15 protein-coding genes are annotated in these 18,482 nt (G+C 71.3%); 5 read left to right on the top strand and 10 right to left on the bottom strand.

Features of this window, described 5'->3' with window-relative positions; all coding sequences use genetic code 11:
• Nucleotides 1-89 precede the first annotated feature (89 nt).
• Together VZL07_RS26410 and VZL07_RS26405 are read right to left on the bottom strand one after the other, a co-directional pair.
• Entirely contained in the window at nt 90-2,915 is a 2,826-nt protein-coding gene (locus VZL07_RS26410; RefSeq protein ID WP_426750501.1) for a response regulator, read from the bottom strand.
• Between the two features lie 42 nt (nt 2,916-2,957).
• A complete protein-coding gene (locus tag VZL07_RS26405; protein WP_426750500.1) occupies nt 2,958-3,545 on the bottom strand; it encodes an EF-hand domain-containing protein in 588 nt (195 codons plus the stop codon).
• A 377-nt stretch (nt 3,546-3,922) separates the two neighbouring features.
• On the opposite strand from VZL07_RS26405, the gene VZL07_RS26400 reads away from it, so the two are divergent.
• Nucleotides 3,923-6,112: an RIO1 family regulatory kinase/ATPase gene (locus VZL07_RS26400; RefSeq protein WP_426750499.1), complete on the top strand. Its 2,190-nt coding sequence runs from the start codon at nt 3,923-3,925 to the stop codon at nt 6,110-6,112.
• A 21-nt stretch (nt 6,113-6,133) separates the two neighbouring features.
• On the opposite strand, the gene VZL07_RS26395 is transcribed toward VZL07_RS26400, so the two are convergent.
• Entirely contained in the window at nt 6,134-7,147 is a 1,014-nt protein-coding gene (locus VZL07_RS26395; RefSeq protein WP_426750498.1) for a zinc-dependent alcohol dehydrogenase family protein, read from the bottom strand.
• Between the two features lie 52 nt (nt 7,148-7,199).
• Here VZL07_RS26395 and VZL07_RS26390 point away from each other — a divergent pair, with 52 nt between their 5' ends.
• Nucleotides 7,200-8,204: a multiheme c-type cytochrome gene (locus VZL07_RS26390; protein ID WP_426750497.1), complete on the top strand. Its 1,005-nt coding sequence runs from the start codon at nt 7,200-7,202 to the stop codon at nt 8,202-8,204.
• Nucleotides 8,201-9,733: an NADase-type glycan-binding domain-containing protein gene (locus tag VZL07_RS26385; protein ID WP_426750496.1), complete on the top strand. Its 1,533-nt coding sequence runs from the start codon at nt 8,201-8,203 to the stop codon at nt 9,731-9,733. The genes VZL07_RS26390 and VZL07_RS26385 overlap by 4 nt, the downstream gene beginning before the upstream one ends.
• A 79-nt stretch (nt 9,734-9,812) precedes the next feature.
• Here the strand turns inward: VZL07_RS26385 and VZL07_RS26380 are convergent, their stop codons facing one another.
• Nucleotides 9,813-10,466, bottom strand: a complete 654-nt coding sequence (locus tag VZL07_RS26380) for a hypothetical protein (protein WP_426750495.1) — start codon at nt 10,464-10,466, stop codon at nt 9,813-9,815.
• Nucleotides 10,467-10,510: 44 nt separating this feature from the next.
• Nucleotides 10,511-10,984, bottom strand: a complete 474-nt coding sequence (locus VZL07_RS26375) for a PIN domain-containing protein (protein WP_426750494.1) — start codon at nt 10,982-10,984, stop codon at nt 10,511-10,513.
• Nucleotides 10,985-11,110: 126 nt separating this feature from the next.
• Here VZL07_RS26375 and VZL07_RS26370 point away from each other — a divergent pair, with 126 nt between their 5' ends.
• Nucleotides 11,111-12,367 (top strand): DEAD/DEAH box helicase, encoded by a 1,257-nt coding sequence (locus VZL07_RS26370; RefSeq protein WP_426757379.1) that lies wholly within the window; start codon nt 11,111-11,113, stop codon nt 12,365-12,367.
• A gap of 18 nt (nt 12,368-12,385) precedes the next feature.
• On the opposite strand, the gene VZL07_RS26365 is transcribed toward VZL07_RS26370, so the two are convergent.
• From VZL07_RS26365 to VZL07_RS26350, 4 genes are all read right to left on the bottom strand, one after another.
• Nucleotides 12,386-13,267 (bottom strand): alpha-ketoglutarate-dependent dioxygenase AlkB, encoded by an 882-nt coding sequence (locus VZL07_RS26365; protein WP_426750492.1) that lies wholly within the window; start codon nt 13,265-13,267, stop codon nt 12,386-12,388.
• Between the two features lie 95 nt (nt 13,268-13,362).
• Nucleotides 13,363-15,096 (bottom strand): penicillin-insensitive murein endopeptidase, encoded by a 1,734-nt coding sequence (locus VZL07_RS26360; RefSeq protein WP_426750490.1) that lies wholly within the window; start codon nt 15,094-15,096, stop codon nt 13,363-13,365.
• A 245-nt stretch (nt 15,097-15,341) separates the two neighbouring features.
• A complete protein-coding gene (gene deoD, locus VZL07_RS26355) occupies nt 15,342-16,061 on the bottom strand; it encodes a purine-nucleoside phosphorylase (RefSeq protein WP_426750489.1) in 720 nt (239 codons plus the stop codon).
• A gap of 72 nt (nt 16,062-16,133) precedes the next feature.
• Nucleotides 16,134-16,547, bottom strand: coding sequence for an energy transducer TonB (locus tag VZL07_RS26350; protein ID WP_426750487.1), 414 nt, complete (start codon nt 16,545-16,547; stop codon nt 16,134-16,136).
• Nucleotides 16,548-16,695: 148 nt separating this feature from the next.
• On the opposite strand from VZL07_RS26350, the gene VZL07_RS26345 reads away from it, so the two are divergent.
• Complete coding sequence (locus tag VZL07_RS26345) at nt 16,696-18,072, top strand: cytochrome P450 (RefSeq protein WP_426750486.1); 1,377 nt, start codon at nt 16,696-16,698, stop codon at nt 18,070-18,072.
• Between the two features lie 3 nt (nt 18,073-18,075).
• On the opposite strand, the gene VZL07_RS26340 is transcribed toward VZL07_RS26345, so the two are convergent.
• On the bottom strand, nt 18,076-18,372 hold the full coding sequence (locus tag VZL07_RS26340) for a hypothetical protein (protein WP_426750485.1): 297 nt from the start codon (nt 18,370-18,372) through the stop codon (nt 18,076-18,078).
• Nucleotides 18,373-18,482: the final 110 nt, after the last annotated feature.

Genomic DNA, 18,482 nt, shown 5'->3' with positions numbered 1-18,482 from the left:
TCCTCGGTGGCGTCTGTGACTCCCCCCAGAGATAGCGCCCGGGCAGGGCTTCCGGCACCGTCGACGTGCGGCTTCGGGCCCGCCCCGTGTCAGCCGCCCGACAGGGCCAGGATGCTGTCGCGCAGCTGGCCCAGCAGCACCCGGGTCGACGCCAGCTCCTCCTGGCAGCGGTCCAGCCGCGCCGCCATGCCGTCCAGGTTGCCCGTATCCGCGTGCTGCTCGATGTCGCGAGCCTGCGCCTCCAACGCGCTGGCGCCGAACCACGCCGCGTTCGACTTGAGCGTGTGCGCCGCACGGCCCAGGTCGTCCGCGTGGCCCCGGGCCAGCGCCGCGTACGCGTCTTCCAGCAGCGCCGGCATGCTGTGCATCGCGGTGTCGATGAGGTCCGGCAGCACCAGCCCCGCCTGCGCCCCCAGCTCCGCCCACAGGCGCGCGAGCGCGAGGGGCTCCAGCCCCGGGATGCGGGCCGACTCGGGGAGGCTGTCCATGAGCGTCGTGACAGGCGTCACCACGGTGCCACCGGAGACACGCTGCTCCGGCGCCACCTCCGAGCGGCGCTGCCCACAGCGAACGAGCGCGGCCGTCAGCGCGTCCACGCGGATGGGCTTGCCGAGGAAGTCATCCATGCCCGCCGAGAAGCACTGCTCACGGTCGGAGTCCATCGCGTTGGCCGTCATGGCGATGACCCACGGCTGGGCCCTGGGCGGCAGCTCCTGTCGGATGCGGCGCGTGGCCTCCAGGCCGTCCATCTCCGGCATCTGCAGGTCCATGAGGACCACGTCGTAGCGCTTCTGGGACACGGCCTGCAGGGCTTGCCGGCCATTGAGGGCCACGTCGGCGCGGTAGCCGAGCCGCTCCAGCACCAGCAGCGCCAGCTTCTGGTTGGTGGCGTTGTCCTCCACCAGAAGGATGTCGAGCGGGATGGAATCGCCCGGCCGCACCCCCGGAAAGGGCCCCGCGCGGGAGGGCTGTGCGTCGCGGCTGCCGGGCAGGTGGGGCACGTGCTGCGAGAAGCACGACATCAGCGCGTCGTAGAGCTGCGAGGTCTTCAGCGGCCGGGACAGCACTCCGGCGAACAGCCCTTCGGGTGGATTGCCCCGCCGGCCCGGCGTCGACAGCAGCAGCAGCGGCAGGGTCGGCTCGAGCTGCCGGATGCGCTCCGCGAGCACGGTGCCATCCATCCCCGGCATGTGGTGGTCGACGAGCACCACGTCATAGCGCGCCCCCGCCTGGAACTGGGCCAGGGCCTCACTCCCCGAGGCCGTCTCCACCGGCTCTACACCCCAGGCCCGGAGCTGACGCCCCAGCAGGCGCCGGAAGAGCGCGTTGTCGTCCACGACGAGCATGCGCCGGCCTTGGAGCAGTGGCTGGTCCTGGCGCAGGTGCACCGCGTAGGCCTGTGGCGCGACCTGGGCGCGAAGGGTGAAACGGAAGGTGGTGCCCCGCCCGGGGATGCCCTCGCTCTCCACCCAGATGGAGCCTCCCATGGCTTCCACCAGCCGCTTGGAGATGGCCAGCCCCAGGCCCGTGCCTCCGAAGCGCCGGGACACCGACGCGTCCAGTTGGTTGAACGGCTGGAACAGCCCGGTGCGGCGGTCCTCGGGGATGCCGGGCCCGGTGTCCTGCACGGCGAAGGTCAACACCCACTCCGCCGAGCCCTCCTCTCCGGGGAGGCGCGCGCCGTCCACGCTCACCACCGCCCCACCCTGCTCGGTGAACTTGAGCGCGTTGCCCACGAGGTTGAGCAGCACCTGGCGGATGCGCGAGGCATCCCCCACCAGCATCTGCGGCACCTCCGGCGCGATGTCGCAGCCCAGGTCCAGGCCCTTCTCGCTGGCGCGCACGGCCAGCAGGTCCAGCACCGACTCCACGCACTGGCGCAGGTCGAAGGGCCGCAGCTCCGCCTCGAAGCGGCCCGCTTCAATCTTGGAGAAGTCCAGCACGTCGTTGAGCAGCGTCAGCAGCGCCTCGCTGCTCTGCCGGATGGTGGCGACGAAGTCTCGCTGCTCCTCTGTCAGCGCCCGGTCCAGGAGCAGCCCCGTCATGCCGATGATGGCGTTCATCGGCGTGCGGATTTCGTGGCTCATCGTGGCCAGGAAGAGGCTCTTGGCCTGGTTGGCCGCCTCCGCCGCCTTGCGCGCCCGCTCCAGGTCGGTGATGTCATGGTAGATGGCGATGAAGCCGAGCTGCCGTCCCCCCACGGATACCGGCAGCGCCCGCAGCTCCACGTCCACCACGGTGCCGTCCTTGCGCACCCGCCGGGTGACGGAGCGCAGGCGCCCGCGCAGCACGACCTCCCGCGACGCCTGCTGCGCCTCGGGGAGCACGGTCGAGTCGGTGGCCACCAGGTCGAAGATGTGCTTCCCGAGCGCCTCGGCGGGGGTGTAGCCGAACAGCCGCGTCGCCTCGGGGTTCCACGACAGCACCCGGAACTGGCGGGTGATGGTGATGATGGCCACCGGGCTGTTGATGACCACCGCCTCGAAGAACTCCTTCTGCTGGCGCAGCGACGCCTCCACCTCCAGGCGCGCCGTCATGTCCTGGAGCTGGAGCACCCAGCCCGTCTCGTGCTCGCCCGGAATCGGCAGCGTCAGCACGCGCAGATAGACAGCGGGGCCCGAGCCACCGGGGCGCTGGCCCGCCAGCTCCGTCTCGCGAGCCGCAGCGTCGGCGGACGCGCGGGGCTCGGGGGGACGCCAGCCCGGCAGGAGCAGCCCCACCGGCTGCCCCACGTAGGCGCTCCGCGGCCCGAAGATTCGCTCCGCGGCACGGTTGACCTCCACGACGTTCTGCCCAGCATCCAGCACGAGCACCCCGTCACGGGAGTGCTCGAAGACTGCCGCATGTGCGCTCGATGCCAGGTCAGCCACCCTTCCCCCTACCGCGAGAATGAAGGTCCGCTCGGACCGCATCATGCCAGAGGGCCGCGCGGTCCTGGACGGACTTGCCACGCCCGCTCAGCGGCTGTTCCACCACGCCTTGAACTCGTTCCAGGAAATCTTCCCGGTACGGTCGGTGTCGACGATGTCGATCGCGATTTCCAGCTCTTCGTCGGAGATGTTCTGGCCCAGCGCCTCCAGCAGGCGCGCGAACTCGGCGCGGTCGATGGTGCCGGTCCGGTCACGGTCATAGCGCTGGAAGATGTCGAGCACCTCGTTGCCGGTGCTGGTGAACTCATCCACCGGCGCGTGGGTGGGCGCCAGCGGCTGCACGCCCGCGGACGTGGTCTCCACCTGTTCGATGAGCGGCGAGCCCGTCGCCGGCCGGGCTGCCCGCTTCGTCGTCGCCTTCTTGCGCGCGGTGGCCTTCTTCGCCGCGGCCTTCTTCGCGGGAGCCTTCTTCGCCGCCACCTTCTTTGGCGTGGCCTTCTTCGCGGGAGCCTTCTTCGCCGCCGTCTTCTTCTTCGCGACGCCGGCCTTCTTCGCCGACGTCTTCCTGGCCGCGACCTTCCGGGCCCCGCCCTTCTTGGCAGCGGCCTTCTTGGCCGTCGCGCTCTTTCGGGATGACTTCTTCGCAACAGCCGTCTTGCGTGACTTCGTCGCCATGATGAACCCCTCCCTCAGCGGGCGCATCGTAGCGCTCCCCCGTGCGGCTCCAAGCACCGTGCGTGGAGTGGCGACTCCGCGGCGAGCCGCGCCCCCGGGCGTGGACCGGCGGGCCCCACCGGTGGGATTCCCTGCCCCGGGACGAGGGTTTGGTCCAAGATGACCCACCCCTTTCCTCAAAGCCCGGGCTCTCCTGGAACACGGGGACGCAAGCTGCTAGCAGGCCGTCCGCCAGGCTTCCTGGCAGCTTGCCGCACTGTGTTGGTAGCAAGAAGGGCCCGCGAGATGTTCACATGCCGCCGTGCGCCGCGAACAGGGCCGCCCGCACGCCACTGCGCCGACAATCTGCCCGGCCCCCACTGGAATCCCGCGTCTGAATGAATGACTCGCTAGAGACCCTCCTGGCCGATGGCATCATCGAAGCCGTCATCGGTCAGCTGAAGACGGGCAAGGAAGCAGAGGTATGGCTGGTCCAGCATGCCGGTGAGGTGGTCGCGGCCAAGCTGTACAAGGAGCGCCACGAGCGCAACTTCCGCAACAACGCGGGCTACCGGGAAGGGCGCGAGGTGCGCAACTCGCGCACGCGCCGCGCCATCGAGAAGGGCAGCCGCTTCGGCCAGAACGCCGCGGAGGACGCCTGGAAGAGCGCGGAGTCGGACTCGCTCTACAAGCTGCACGCCCAGGGCGTGCGCGTGCCCACGCCGGTGATGTTCTACGAGGGCATCCTGCTGATGGAGGTGGTGCTGGACGCGGCGGGCCACCCCGCCCCCCGCCTGGTGGAAGCACCACCGGCCACGCCCGAGGAAGCCCAGGCGCTCTACCTGGACCTGCGGGCCCAGGTCATCAACATGCTGTGCGCCGACCTCATCCACGGCGACCTGTCCCCGTACAACATCCTCATGAGCTACGCGGGGCCCACCATCATCGACTTTCCGCAGACGGTGGCGGCCGCCCGCAACAACCGCGCGGAGTTCTACTTCCGGCGCGACCTGGACAACGTCCGCAACTTCCTCGCCGCCACCGCCCCCTGGCTGCATGGCACCGCGGGTGACACGGGGGAAATCTGGAACGCCTACGTGCGGCGGGAGCTCACCCCGGACTTCACGCCGTCGGGCACGTATCGGGATGCGCCGCGTCGCAACGGGGGCCGCGGTGGCTCGCGCGGCCCGGGATCCCGGCCCCCGCGCGACGAGCGCCGTGACGCGTTCTCCCTGGAGCCCGCGCCGCTGGAGCCGGCCGCCCCCGCCCACGCGATGACGCCCGAGGAGGCCGCCGAGGCCGAGCTTCGCGAGCTGGAAGCCCTGGTGCTGAGGCAGGGCGGTGGTGAGCGCGGCAAGCCCGCGGTGGCCGCGCCCCCTCCGAGGGGTGGCCGGAACCGGGGCTTTGGCGGAGGCAGGCCCCCGCCCCGTGGCGGAAACACCCCGAACGGCCCGCGCCCACCGCAGAACGGTCAGCGGATGGGCGGCGGTGGGCCTGGGCGCTCCGGCCCAAATGAGCAGCGGACGGGAAGCGGCGGCGGTGGCCGCCCTGGGCCCAACGGCCCTCGCACGGGCAATGGCGGCCCGGGCCAGAACGAGCGGCGCATGGGTGACAATGACGGTGGCCGCCAGGGGGGCCCCAGCGGGCCTCGCGTGGGCAATGGCGGCCCGGGCCAGAACGAGCGGCGCATGGGGAGCCCTGGCCGTTCAGGTCCCAACGCGCCGCGGTGGGGCGGTGGCGCCAATGGGCACCCCGCCACAAGCGAACCGCAGGTGGGCGTCGGCGCCAATGGGCACCCCGGCGCCAGCGAGCCACGTTGGGAGCGCGGCGCCAATCGGCGCGCCGGCGCGAACGGGCCGCAGGGAGATGCCGGTGCCAATGGGCACCCCGGCGCGAGCGAGCCACGTTGGGAGCGCGGCGCCAACCGGCGCCCCAGCGCGAACGGGCCGCAGGGAGATGCCGGTGCCAATGGGCATCCCGGCGCGAACGAGCCGCGTTGGGAGCGCGGCGCGAATGGCCCCCCCGGCAAGTATGAACCCCGCCTGGGAGGCAATGGCCGCGCGGGCCCGTACGAGCCACGCACCGGCGGCGACGGCCGCACCGGTCAGGATGCGCAGCGGATGGGGAACCGAGGCAACGGCCGCTCGGGCCCCGACGAGCCGCGCCAGGGAGGCGATGGCTTCGGCCGCCAGGGGCCCAACGAGTCGAGACAGGGCCGCGGCGCCCCAGGCGGCAACGGCAATGGCCGTCCGCCTCGCCCCGGCAACCCTGGCGCCCCCTTCTCCGCCACGGGCGAGCAGGGCCCTCGCGGAGGCGGGCCTCGCTCCGAGCGGCGCGGCGGACCCAATGGCAGGCCCCAGCCCCTGGTGGAGACCCGCCCCGTGGTGGGCATGTCCTCCGAGGCCTCCCAGAACGTGCTCCGCGAGCCCCGCCCAGGTAGCGCGGGGAATGGGAATGGGCCTCGGCCTCCGCGCCCGCCTCAAGGGCGCGGAGGGCCGCGCCCCCCTCGTTCAGGTGGGCCGCAGGTCTCCTACGTCGCCCGGCCGGCGACGTCCTCCGAGCAGGAGCCGCACGAAACGGGCTCCTGAGCGAACCGGTGGCCCGGCGGCTCACCCGACCCGGATGACCACCTTGCCGAAGTGCGCGCCGCTCTTGAGGTACTCGAAGGCGGCGCGCGCCTCGTCGAAGGTGAAGACGCGGTCCACCACCGGGCGGACCTGGTGCTGGGTGAAGGCCCGGTTGAGCGCCTCGAATCCCTGACGGTGCCCCACGAAGATGCCCTGCACCCGCAGGTTCTGCATCAGGATGGGCGTCAGGGGCACCGCGCCCGCGCCACCGCTGAGCACGCCAATGACAGACACCGTGCCTCCGGGCCGCACCGCGCGCAGCGACTTCTCGAACGTCCCCGCGCCGCCCACTTCCACCACGTGGTCCACGCCCACGCCGCCCGTCAGTGCGCGCGCCGCCTTCTCCCAGTCCGGCGTCGTCACGTAGTTGACGGTCTCATGCGCCCCCAGGTCGCGGGCCCGCGCCAGCTTCTCGTCACGGCTGGAGGTGATGATGATTCGCGCGCCCATCAACCTGGCAATCTGCAACGCGAAGATGGAGACGCCGCCCGTCCCCTGAAGCAACACCGTGTCGCCTGCCTTGAGCGCCCCGTAGGTGACCAGCGCGCTCCACGCAGTGACGGCCGCGCACGGGAGCGTCGCCGCCTCTTCGTCGGAGAGATAGGCGGGCGTGGGCACCGCGCCGTCCTCATGCAGCAGCACCGTGTCCGCGAGCGCCCCGTCCAACGGGCCGCCCAGCGTGCTCACCTGCGCGGCGCGCGTCGGCTCCCCGGCGCTCCACGCCTGGGCGAAGAGGCTCATCACCCGGTCCCCGGGCTTCACCCGCGTCACGCCAGGCCCCACCGCATCCACCACGCCCGCCGCGTCCGAGTTCGGGATGAGCGGCAACTTCTGACGGGGGTTGTAGCGCCCCTCCACCATCATCAGGTCGCGGGAGTTGAGGCTCGTGGCCTTCACGCGCACCCGCACCTGCATGGGCCCCGGCGTCGGGTCCGGCCGTTCGACGCGCACCAACTTGTCCAGCCCGAACCCCGCTTGAATCTCATACGCTTGCATGCCGGGGGTTGTACCGCGCGCCCTCCCATCGCGCCTACAGTGTGGGGCCAACGTGTCCGCGCTCGTCCTCTTCACCTGTTCGCTGCTCGCCACGGCGCCCACCGCGCGTTTCCCCAAGGGCACTGCCCTCATGGACGTGGGCCCGGCGCCGCATGGCCTGCCAGGCTGGAGCGTTCAACGGTGCGAGGAATGCCACGCCGTCCAGGTCGAGGCCTGGCGGCACAGTGGCCATGCGAATGCGCGCGTGGACGACGTCTTCCAGGTGGCGCTGACCGAGGACCGTCCCGGCTGGTGCGTGCAATGTCATGCGCCGCTCGCCAGGAACCTGGAGCGGGGTCCACTCCCCAAGGACAGTCCGCCCGAGGAGCACGGTGTCACCTGCGCCGGCTGCCACGCGCCCATCAAAGATGAAGCCAAGGTCCCCGGCATGCCCTGCGCGGGCTGTCATCAGTTCGGCTTCCCCGTGGTGACGAGCGCGGGGCAGCGGGTGCGGCTGTCCTCGACGCAACTTCAACAAGACACCGTGGGCGAGTGGCGCCGCTGGCAGACGCAGCACGGAGATGCGCGCCATTGCACGTCCTGCCACATGCCTGGCGGCGACCACGGCTTCGGGGGCACGCGGCGCACGGAGTCCCTCAAGGCCGCGCTCCGGGTGGAGCAAGCCGGGGCGTCGCTCCGCGTCTCCACGCGCGACGTGGGCCACGCCTTCCCCACCGGGGATGTCATGCGCTGGGTGAGCGTGGAGGTCTCCGAGGAGCCGCTCTTCGAATCCCCCCGCACGGTGGCCACCTTCGGCCGCACGCTGGCGGTCCGGGAATGGCCTCACGAGCCGCTTCCCCACCTGGGCGCGGTGGAAGACACACGCCTGCTGCCAGGAGAGACACGCCACGTCCCGCTGCCCTCCGAGGCCCGGTACGCGCGCGTCGTCTACCACCTCGTGTCCCGCGAGCAGGAAGAGTCGGGCCTCTACCCACCGGGCCTGTCGCGGCTGGTGCTGTGGGCTTCGCCCCTCCAACCCCTTCCGTCGTCCCCCACCCCGAAGGAACGCACGCCATGATTCTCCTGTCGCTCCTCCTCGCCGCGACGCCTCCCGTCCTGCTCGAGCCCGATGCGGGCTCGGCCCACCGGCTCCATCCCCGCCGGGTGACGGCTTCCTCCTTCCTGGAGAATGGCTGGAACAAACACGCGCAGAACTACCTGCCGCTCTACGTCGCGGATGACGACCCGGCCACCGCCTGGGTGGAAGGCGCCAAGGGGCGCGGGGAAGGCCAGGCCCTGGAGTGGTGGGGCCCGGAGCTCTCGCGCGCGAAGACGTATCGCCTGTTCCTTCGCAACGGCTTCCAGAAGTCCGCGAAGCTCTTCCGCGCCAATGCCCGGCCCCGCAAGGTGAAGCTGGAACCGCTGGTCCAGGGTGAGACGGGCCCGCAGGTGACGGGCACCGCGCTGGAGACGGAGCTCAAGGACGTCCTCGGCTGGCAGGAGGTCCGCCTGCCCGTCCCGAACAAGGTCCAGGGCGTACGACTCACGCTCGTCTCCACGTATCCCGGCACGTCCTACGACGACACCTGCCTCAGCGACCTGCGCGTGTACGTGGAGGGGGAGGACCCCTACAAGCCCGAGGCCGAGGCCGCCGCCTTCGAGCAGGTCCGGTCCTTCGCGCTGGAACGGAAGCAGGCCGCCGCACGCAGCGACAGCCAGGCGAAGGTGGAGTGGGCACCCCGCTACGAAGTGGAGACGCTCCTCAGCCGGAACCGCTCCGACGAAGAGGGCGAGCGCCCCCGGGGAATGACCTTCGCCGTCGGCCAGTTCGCCACGGTGCCGGAGAAGGACAGCTACAAGGCGGCACTGGCTCGCGCGAAGAAGGCGGCCGAGCTCTTCGACCGCGCGAACCTCGACTACGAGGGCCAGGACTCGGAGGCCCGCGCGAAGTGGACGCGCGTGAAGCCCGCGCAGCTCCGGTCCCAGGCCGCCTCGGCGCGAGCGGCCCTCTCCGCCATGGAAGACGACAGCCTCGTGCGCATCGCGGGCCTGCTGCACCTGGGGGACGCGTCCTTCTTCGAAGCCGATGCGAGCCAGGCGAAAATGCTCGCGGACATCGAGAAGCTCAGCAAGCAGGAGGCCCAGGCGGCGAAGGTCTGCGTGAGCCAGTGCGAGAAGCGGCGCAAGGCCGCGGGCAAGCCGGAGCGCAGCTATGACTGCCCTTGTGCCGCTGAATGCTTGGGCTGCTACGAGCCCCTGCATCCCGCTTCCGAGAAGCTCACGCACCAGCTCACCGGCGGAGAGTTCCTCCTGGGCTCGCTGGCGCGCCCGACCGCCTTCCTGCGCGGCAAGTCCGAGCTCTCCGGCAGCCGGGAGGCCTGGTACTCCTTCCGCCAGACGCTCGTCACCTACACGGGTGACAAGGCGGACGTGGTGCTCACGTATGACCACTCGGAGATGTACCTGGAGGACGGCTCGCCCCTGCGCGTCCATGTCCTCGACTGGCGTGAAGCGAATGGCAAGGCGAGCCTGGCCGCCATCACGACCTTCATCGTCAACGAGAACATGGTCCGGGTGCTGCGCTACCGGCCCGCGACACGCGCCTGAGCTTCGGTGGGGCACCACCCGCGGCGAGCCCGGAATCGGCGTCCGGGCTCGCGCGATGCCGGCACTCCAGACGTGGGGCTCAGGGCTGCTTCTGGAGTTGCACCGTCAGCGACGTCATGCCTCCGGCGGCGCCGAAGGTGACGGTGCCCGCGGAGAAGTTCTGCTCGGTGAAGCGAGCCGTGAGGACGTCGGTGATGGTGTCATCGCTCGCCACGTCGCTGTCCCACACCTGGATGACCCACGGCTCCGCCAACAACTGGCCCGCCCGCGCCGTGCACCCACCAGTCCGCCACACAGGCGTGTAGCTCTCCGACTCCTCCGTGGTGGTCACGACAGTCGCCCCCGGGCAGGCCATCTCGACAAACACGTCCGGCGGCGAGCCTTCCGCGTCCCAGGACTCACCGTTGTTGCTGGCTGCGATCTGCGCCGACACGGGCTGCACGCGCCAGACACCATTCGGGTCCACGCCACAGGTCTGGTCCGCCTTGCACACCTGGACACTGTCGCACGCACGGCATGCGGCGCCGGCCTTTCCACAGGCCGAGGCCGTCGTCCCCGTCTGGCAGACATTGTTCAAACAGCAGCCCGCGCAGTTCGAGGCGTTGCAGTCCAGCTTCTGGGGCGAGCCCCCCGGGTTCTCGTCATCGCCTCCGCAACCAACGAGTGCGGACAGGGCCAGCGTCACGACCAATGCAATCCGGAACATGTTCTCTCGCTTGGGGTTCGAGTGCATTCGCAGCTCGCCGCGAAAGATGTTCCGGCGCTGGCAATCTGTATCTACCTCCCAGGTGGTATGCGTTGCACCGCCTGCCGTGGCGTGAGGATGAGGAACGGCAAGCCCGCACGGTCCGCCATGGAGAGCACGCGCTTGTCCTTGCTCACCAGCCACGCTGCGCCCGCGCGCGCGGCCAGGTGCAGGAACTTCTGGTCATCCCGGTCCCGGCATCGAGGTAACGCCAGGGCTGGCGCGCCACCTGCGCCCGGGGCCATGCGGACCTGCGCCCGGTAGCGTTCGAACGCGGCGCTCCGCGCGGGGGCGGCCAGGCCGGGCTGGAAGTTCCGCGAGGCCAGCACGTAGCCCAGCTCCGCCAGCGTCTCCTCGTCCGTCCAGGCGGCGAGTGCCCCGGCCTCCAGCGCCGCGGCCAGCGGGCGGGTGTGCGGGTCATCGAAGACGACCAGGTCCAGGACCACGTTGGTGTCGAGCACCACGGGGAGTGGCGAAGCAGGCGAAGAGTCAACCGAAGCGGGCATGAGACGTTCCAGGGCGGGCATCATGCCCTCCTCGCGGGCGGGAATCACGGCGACCGACTCCAGGTGGAGGACACGGCCCAACCAGGGCCTTTCCCACGAGGCCCGTTGGCGTGGTACCCCGGAGCGGTGAGCGACACCTTCGAAAAACTGGGCCTCTCGCGGGAGACGCTGGGCGCCCTGCGCCGCGCGCGCTTCACGCAGCCCACGCCCATCCAGCAACAAGCCATTCCTCCTGCCCTCGCGGGCCGGGATGTCATCGGCTGCGCGGCCACGGGGACGGGCAAGACGGCCGCCTACGTGCTCCCCCTGGTGGAGCGCCTCGCGGGGAGGAAGGGCACCCTCGCCCTGGTGCTCGCGCCCACGCGGGAGCTGGTGCAGCAGATCGCGGAGCCGGTGCGCTTCTTCGCGGAGCCCCGTGGCCTCACGCACACCGTGGTCATCGGCGGCGAGGACATGGGTGGGCAGGTCCAGGCGTTGAAGGCCCAGCCCTCCTTCGTCGTCGCCACACCGGGGCGGCTGGTGGACCTGATGGAGAATGCCTCCGTCCGGTTCCCCCAGCTGGAAGCGCTCGTCCTGGACGAGGCGGACCGGATGCTCGACATGGGCTTCCTGCCGCAGCTCGAGCGAATCCTCGACTTCCTCCCCCGTCGCCGGCAGACGCTGCTGTTCTCCGCGACGCTGGGCCCGGACGTCAGCCGCTTCGCCCGGGGCCGGCTGTACAAGCCCGTGCGCCTGGAGGTCACTCGCAGCGGCACGCCCGCCGAGCGCGCCGAGCAACGGCTGTACTTCCTCCGCCCCGAGGAGAAGACGCCGCTGCTGCTCACGCTGCTGGCGCGGGACTCGACGACGGCGCTGGTGTTCACCCGGGCGAAGGAGCGTGCGGACAAGGTGCAGCGGGCGCTGCAACGCGCGGGGCACCGGGCCGCGGTGCTGCACGCGGACCGGACGCAGAACCAGCGCAAGCAGGCGATGACGGGCTTCCGGGATGGCACGTATCGCTGCCTCGTGGCCACCGACATCGCGGCGCGCGGGCTCGACGTGGAGGACGTGGGGCACGTCATCAACTACGACCTGCCCCATGCCCCCGAAGACTACGTGCACCGCATCGGCCGCACGGCGCGCGCGGCGGCGAGCGGCATCGCCTCGACCTTCGCCACCACGCGCGAGGGACAGGTCATCACGCGCATCGAGCACCTGATGCGCGCGGAGATTCCCCGCGTGCCCGTGCCTCGCGAGGACCCCGTCTTCCAGGAAGCGTGGGCGCAGTTCCTCGCGGCCCAGCGGGACCCCGGTCCTCCGCAGAAGGACCACGGCCAGTCGAAGCGCGCGCCGGAACAGGCCCCGGGACGGCACGCACGCACACATGGCAAGCGCCGCCCGTAGTCGAGCGGGCGCCGGACCTCAGCCCTGCGCCCCCGCCGCCTCTCGCGCCAGGGCGTCCCGAAAGAAAGCGCTGCCCTTCGCGAGCTGCGCCACGTAGGGCCGCACGTCCTCCCGGGCCTCCGGGGACAGCGCCGCGAACGGCACCACGTGCTCGTCCGGCACGTAGCGGAACGTGAGGTTGATGCGGCGGGTGCGGAAGTCCGGCAGCTCGGGGGCCAGCGTCTTGCCGGTCCGCGTGTCCACCCGCTGCACGCGATGGAAGGTCTGCTCCTTCCAGCGCGCGCCACCGAAGAGCTGGAGCGAGCCGTCATCCAGCCACTGCTCCAGCACCACCGCGTCACGCTCCCCCGGGCGTGTGGAGGTGACGAACTGGATGAGGGCCCGCTCGCCGAAGGACAGCGAGGCCACCGGGCCGGGCTCGAAGTCCTTGTGCTCCCCCACGCGCGCGGTGTCGACCCAGCGGCCGTCCTCCAGGCGACTGCCGTAGAAGTTCACCAGGCAGGTGTTGAGGTGCCAGCGGGCAGGCATGTCCGGCCCCCGGTACATCCGCCGCGCCAGCTCCTCGATTTTCGCCACCTGGCGCTGGAGCACGGCGGGAAAGGGCTCGGCCTGGACGCACCTGTTCAGCACGCCCTTGGGCGGGTGGTAGTAGTCGAGGCACGCGAACTGCCAGTTGCCGAGCCAGTACACCGGCCGCAGCAGCCGCCGCTGGGACTGCCCGGGCGGCGGTGGAAAGTGCTTGGAATAACGCTCTTCCCACAGCGGGTGGAGCGTCGCGAGCCAGCGCAGGGTCTCCGCCCGGTCGACGGCGGACATGAAGCTCGCGTTGTAGTGGTGGCCGGGTGAGCGCTGACGGGCCTTGTGGGCCAGGGAGCGCCCCTTGTGCGGGGAAAACGCCATGGACGGCCCCGTGCTACCACAGTCCGGAACGAACGAGCCCCGTGTCGCCGCGAGGGTGACACGGGGCCCGGGCCCGCACGGGGAGCGGCCGAGGGTCAGCGCCCGTGGCTGATGCCCGCGGCCCCCTGCTCCGACTCCCGCACGGGCGCAGCGGACGGCTTCACGGCGGGGGTGGGCTCGGCGGCGGCAGACTTCAGCGCCGGAGCCTCGGTCGCAGCGGGAACCACCGTCGAAGCAACATTGACGGCGGCAGCCGGCTTCACCGGAGCAGCCACATCCACGGCGGTGCCGGAGGCGGACTTCACCGCCGCAGGAGCGCCGACCGAGGCCGGCATCACCTCGGCAGCCGCCTCGACCGAGGCCGCCCCCACCACGGGCGCGACGTCCATGGAAGTACCGGAAGCCGGCTTCGCCGCCGAGGCCACGCTGCCAGCCCCTCCGGCGGGCAGCACCGCGGCAGCCGCGTCGACCGAGGCCGCCCCCACCACGGGCGCGACGTCCGCCGAGGTGCCAGAAGCGGGCTTCGCGGCAGCGGCCACGCGACCAGCAGCCACCGCCGGCATCGTCGTCGCCGCTGCATCGACGGAGGCCGTCCCCACCGCGGGCGCTGCGGCCGCGGCAGCCGGGGCGCAGTCCGTCGCCGAGGGCTTGGAGGCCGAGGCCACCAGCGCGGGCGCCACCGCATCCGGCGGCAGCCGCCGCGGCGGCAGCACGAACGGCGGGGGCACGGGGCAATGCGTGCACGGCCCACGCAGGGGCACGGAGAGCCGGTTCCCCGCGCGCAGGAAGTTGCTGCGCATGCGGTTCGCCTTCTTGATCAGCGCAATCGTCGACCCGTACTTGAGCGCGATGCCGCCCAGCGTGTCGCCGGGGCGGATGCGGTGCGTGGTGACGTTGTGCTCCGGCTGGAGCGCCAGGAACGGCTGCACGCGGCGCCCCAGCTCCTGGGCCCGGGGGTTGTGGAAGCGGATATGGAAGTGGTCGCGGTGGCCGCGGGCGTGGCGGACGATGCCGGTGGGGCCGTCGTTGAAAATCGAGTCCAGCCACGCCTTGTCCTCACCCGCCCGGACCGCGTAGTCGTAGATGACCTTCCGCACGCGGCGGTCGACGAGAATCAGCTGCACGTCCGTCTTGATGAGCAGCGAGCGGATGAGCGCCCAGTTCAGGCCCACGTCGATGACGTGCTCGCGCGCGCGCGTCCGGATGGGGTCCACCGTCGGGTAGTAGAAGCCCACGTCCACGTCGCGGCCGTTCTGGTGGCTCTTGTGGGGGCGCATGTAGCCGCCCTCCTTGTGGCTCATGCCGTTGACGCGGAGCGGAGGCGCGTTCGGGAAGCGGGCGCGCACGTCACGGATGGCCTCGGCCAGGTAGTTGACGGTCTCCTCGGTGGCCCAGGCGCCCGCGGGGGTGACCACAATCCAGTCGTCGCCCTGCGGGAACTGCTTGCCGTTCACCAGCCGGCCGCTGTGCGCGAAGCCCACGGCCATGGACCCCAGCGAGGCAATCTCGTCCTTCCACCGCCTCGCCAGCTCCTCGTCGGAGATGTCCGCCGTGTAGAGCGGCCCGTCCGGCACCGCGCCCGAGGCCGCCGCGTCCGGCGTCTCCTTCTCGCCGTCGTCGCCCTCGCCCTCGGCCAGCTCCTCTTCGTCGGACGCCAGGTCCTCGGCGCTGACCGCGCACCCCTCCACGGCAGGAGTGGGCACCGCTTCGGTCTGCGTGGCCGGAGCCTCCGCCGTCACCGGCGCGGCCTCCGCGGACGGTGACACGGGCGGCGTCGCGTCCGGCGACGGCTCGGCGGCGGCCACCGGGACGGAGTCCTGGGCACGCACGGCGGCGGCCGGCGCGGGGCCAGCATGGGGAGATACGCGCGCGGCACAGCCGGCGCAGACAAGCAGGAGCCAGATTGGGTAACGCACCGGGGCGGAGGATGGCCCGGAATCCTGCTGGGCACAAAGCACCGTCCGGGAAATCTGGCCGCCCCCGGCGCATGAAAGCGCTCCGAGAGCGGCCCTCTCGTACCTCCAGAGCGGACAGGCCGGCCCCGACACCGGCCCGCCTGCCCATCCGAGGCGTGCTACGGGGCGGGCTCGGCGACGGCGACGTCCAGCGCCAGCTCAATCATCTCGTCGAACGTCGTCTGCCGCTCCTGGGGGGTGAGCTTCTCGCCGGTGATGATGTGGTCCGACACGGTGAGCAGCCCCAGGGCCCGCGCCCCCGACTCCGCGGCGACGCCGTAGAGCCCGGCGACTTCCATCTCCACGGCCAGGATGCCCATGCGCGCCAGGGTGGCGTTGAGCTGCTCCTGCGGGTGGTAGAAGAGGTCGGAGGTGAAGACGGGCCCGGCGCGTACAGGCTTGTTGCGCCGCTCCGCGGCCTCCATGGCCCGGCGCGCGAGCGTGAAGTCCGCCACCGCGGGGAAGTCGTGCCCCAGCAGCCGCATCCGGTTCACGTTCGAGTCCGTGCCGGCCCCCGTCGCGATGATGACCTCCCGGACCTTCACGTCGGTGCTCAGCGCGCCGCAGCTCCCCACGCGGATGAGGACGCGGACGCCGTACGTCTTGATGAGCTCGGTGGCGTAGATGGAGATGGAGGGAACCCCCATGCCGTGCCCCATCACCGACAGCCGGCGGCCCCGGAAGGTCCCGGTATAGCCCAGCATGTTGCGCACGGAGGTGACCTCGCGGGCCCCCTCCAGGAAGCGCTCGGAGATGTAACGGGCCCGGAGCGGGTCGCCGGGCATGAGCACCACGTCAGCGAAGTCACCGGGGGCAGCGGAGATATGAGGAGTTGCCATGGGCGCACCATATACCGCGTGCCCGCCCGGGAGCGTCCTCCCCATTCGCCTGCGCGGGCGCCACCTGCGGCCCTACGGCCCCGCGACCCAGGCCACGTGGAAGTGGGCATCCAGCGTGGCCAGCGGGAAGCTCGCCGGAAGCGGTGGGAAGGGCGCCGCCTTCTTCACGGCCGACAGCGCGGCGGCGTCCCACGCCTTGGAGCCAGACTCCGTGGAGACCTCGGTCGAGAGGAGCTTCCCGTCCCGGCCAATCACGGCCCGGACCACCGTCTTCTTCCCCAGGGCGGGCCTGCCCTTCGCGCCGGGCTGCCGCCACTTCCCGGCCACGCGCGAGTAGACCTTCTGCTGGTAGTCCACACTGGTGAGGTCCTGCTGGAAGAAGGCCTGGAGCTGCGGGCTGCCCGAAGCGGCCAGGGCCACGGGCGCCAGCGCCAGGAAGAGCACGGCGGTGAGGGCCAGGCGGCCCTTTCGGAACAGGGTTTCCAAAGGCGTATCCTCGTCGAGAAGCAGCCAATGGTAGCCCGGCACCGTGCGGCCTCCAACGGGCGGGCACGACGCCCAGGCACCTCCCCTACCGGGGTCGGACTCCGGGTGCAAAGAGTGAGGTCTCCTGCATCGAAGGGAGTGCCTGGCCATGTCCATCCATCCAGCGGGCGCCTCCACCGCCGCCCCCCTCCCACCCCGTTCTCCTGGAGCGCCGCTGCTCGGGCACGTGCGGGCCATGCGAAGCGACCCGCTCCATTTCCTGCAGGCCCAGCTGCTTCAATACGGCGACGTGGTGCGCCTCGGCAGCGGCCCGGCCTGCCTCACCCTGGTGGCGCACCCGGATGGCGTGCGCCACATCCTCCAGGACCATGCGCGCCACTACGGCAAACGGACCCGTGGCTACGCGGTGCTGCGCGAGCTTCTGGGTCAGGGGTTGCTCACCAGCGAAGGCGACTTCTGGCTGCGGCAGCGGAGGCTGGCCCAGCCCGCCTTCCATCGTCAGCGGCTGGCGGGTTTCGCGAGGACGATGGTGGACGCGGCCTCGGACCTCGCCAGCGAGCTGGAAGCCCGGGCCGATCGCGGCGCCACCTTCGACGTGGCCGAGGACTGCACCCGCCTGACGCTGCGAATCGCCAGCAGCACGCTCTTCGGGACGGACGTCAGCGGGGCGGCGCGCGACATCGGGGAGGCACTGGGCCGGGTGCAAGTCTTCACCTACCAACGGCTCACGCAGTCGGTGCCTCTTCCACGAGGGCTGCCGCTGCCCGCCCATCGGCGGTTCGAGCGTGACGTGCGCACACTCGGGAGGGTGGTGCGCGGCATCATCGAGGCGCGCCGGCGCGACACGGGGGAGCATCACGACCTGTTGCAGATGATGCTGGAGCAGCATGACGAGGACACCGGCGAGCGGATGACGGATGCCCAGCTCCGCGACGAGGTCCTGACGATGCTGCTGGCGGGACACGAGACGACGGCGAATTCCATGGCCTGGACCCTCATGCTGCTGTCACGCCATCCATCCGTGCGCAGGGACCTGGAGGCCGAGCTCGCCCGCGAGCTCGGGGGCCGCCCGCCGTCCCAGGACGACCTCCCCAGGCTGGACCTCACCCGCCGCGTGGTGGACGAGTCGCTGCGCCTCTACCCTCCGGCCTGGAGCCTCTCCCGGGTCGCCCTCCAGGACGACGTCGTCAGCGGCTTCCGGATCCCCAAGGGCTCCTACATCCTGCTGTCCCCCTGGGTGACCCACCGGCACCCGCATGTCTGGGACAACCCCGAGGGCTTCGACCCGGACCGCTTCCTGCCCGAGCGGGAGCAGGCGCGGCCGCGGTTCGCGTGGTTCCCCTTCGGGGGCGGGCCACGACAGTGCATCGGCAATCAGTTCGCGCTGATGGAGCTGGTGTTGGTCCTGGCCACGCTGCTCCAGCGCGTGCGGCTGAACCTGACGCCGGGCCAGGTCATCCGCCCTGCCGCGGCCATCACCTTGCGGCCCAAACCCGGCGTCCGGGTCACCGCGACGCGGCGCTGACGATTACTGATTGCAGCAGACGCGGACGGAGGCGTGCCAGGGAGGCCCATTCGTGATGAGGCAATGCGCGTTGATGGACTGCACGCCACCGAGCCCCGAGCAGAAGTTTGGCGCGAAGTGGCGCGCCATCTCACAGGCCTCCTCCGCGGAGACGTAGGACTCCGGCCCCGAGACAAAACCACACGTCGTCAGCTCCGCCTCCTGCGTCGTCATCTCGGCGCCCTCCTCCGGGGCGGGACCACCGCAAGCCATCATCAGCCCCGCGGCCATGGACAGCAGAGACATGTCGAGCAGCTTCATGTGCGGACCTCCGTGAGCGAACTGCCTGGGAAGCCCTGGAGCATACACAGCAATCGGAGACAAACCTGCCCTCCAGGCGCCTCCCCTACCCTCCGGCCAGCGTGCCCCCG

Origin of the sequence: Pseudomyxococcus flavus, from assembly GCF_050038885.1 — a bacterium.
Taxonomy (GTDB): domain Bacteria; phylum Myxococcota; class Myxococcia; order Myxococcales; family Myxococcaceae; genus Myxococcus; species Myxococcus flavus.
Note: the sequence above shows the minus strand (reverse complement) of the source record. Positions and strands in the feature narration are given on the sequence as shown.

Coding starts and splice junctions, on each gene's coding strand:
- VZL07_RS26400 (WP_426750499.1), top strand. CDS start 3,923: ATGAATGACTCGCTAGAGACCCTCCTGGCCGATGGCATCATCGAAGCC.
- VZL07_RS26395 (WP_426750498.1), bottom strand. CDS start 7,147: ATGCAAGCGTATGAGATTCAAGCGGGGTTCGGGCTGGACAAGTTGGTG.
- VZL07_RS26410 (WP_426750501.1), bottom strand. CDS start 2,915: ATGATGCGGTCCGAGCGGACCTTCATTCTCGCGGTAGGGGGAAGGGTG.
- deoD (WP_426750489.1), bottom strand. CDS start 16,061: ATGGCAACTCCTCATATCTCCGCTGCCCCCGGTGACTTCGCTGACGTG.
- VZL07_RS26345 (WP_426750486.1), top strand. CDS start 16,696: ATGTCCATCCATCCAGCGGGCGCCTCCACCGCCGCCCCCCTCCCACCC.
- VZL07_RS26385 (WP_426750496.1), top strand. CDS start 8,201: ATGATTCTCCTGTCGCTCCTCCTCGCCGCGACGCCTCCCGTCCTGCTC.
- VZL07_RS26405 (WP_426750500.1), bottom strand. CDS start 3,545: ATGGCGACGAAGTCACGCAAGACGGCTGTTGCGAAGAAGTCATCCCGA.
- VZL07_RS26375 (WP_426750494.1), bottom strand. CDS start 10,984: ATGCCCGCTTCGGTTGACTCTTCGCCTGCTTCGCCACTCCCCGTGGTG.
- VZL07_RS26380 (WP_426750495.1), bottom strand. CDS start 10,466: ATGCACTCGAACCCCAAGCGAGAGAACATGTTCCGGATTGCATTGGTC.
- VZL07_RS26365 (WP_426750492.1), bottom strand. CDS start 13,267: ATGGCGTTTTCCCCGCACAAGGGGCGCTCCCTGGCCCACAAGGCCCGT.
- VZL07_RS26340 (WP_426750485.1), bottom strand. CDS start 18,372: ATGAAGCTGCTCGACATGTCTCTGCTGTCCATGGCCGCGGGGCTGATG.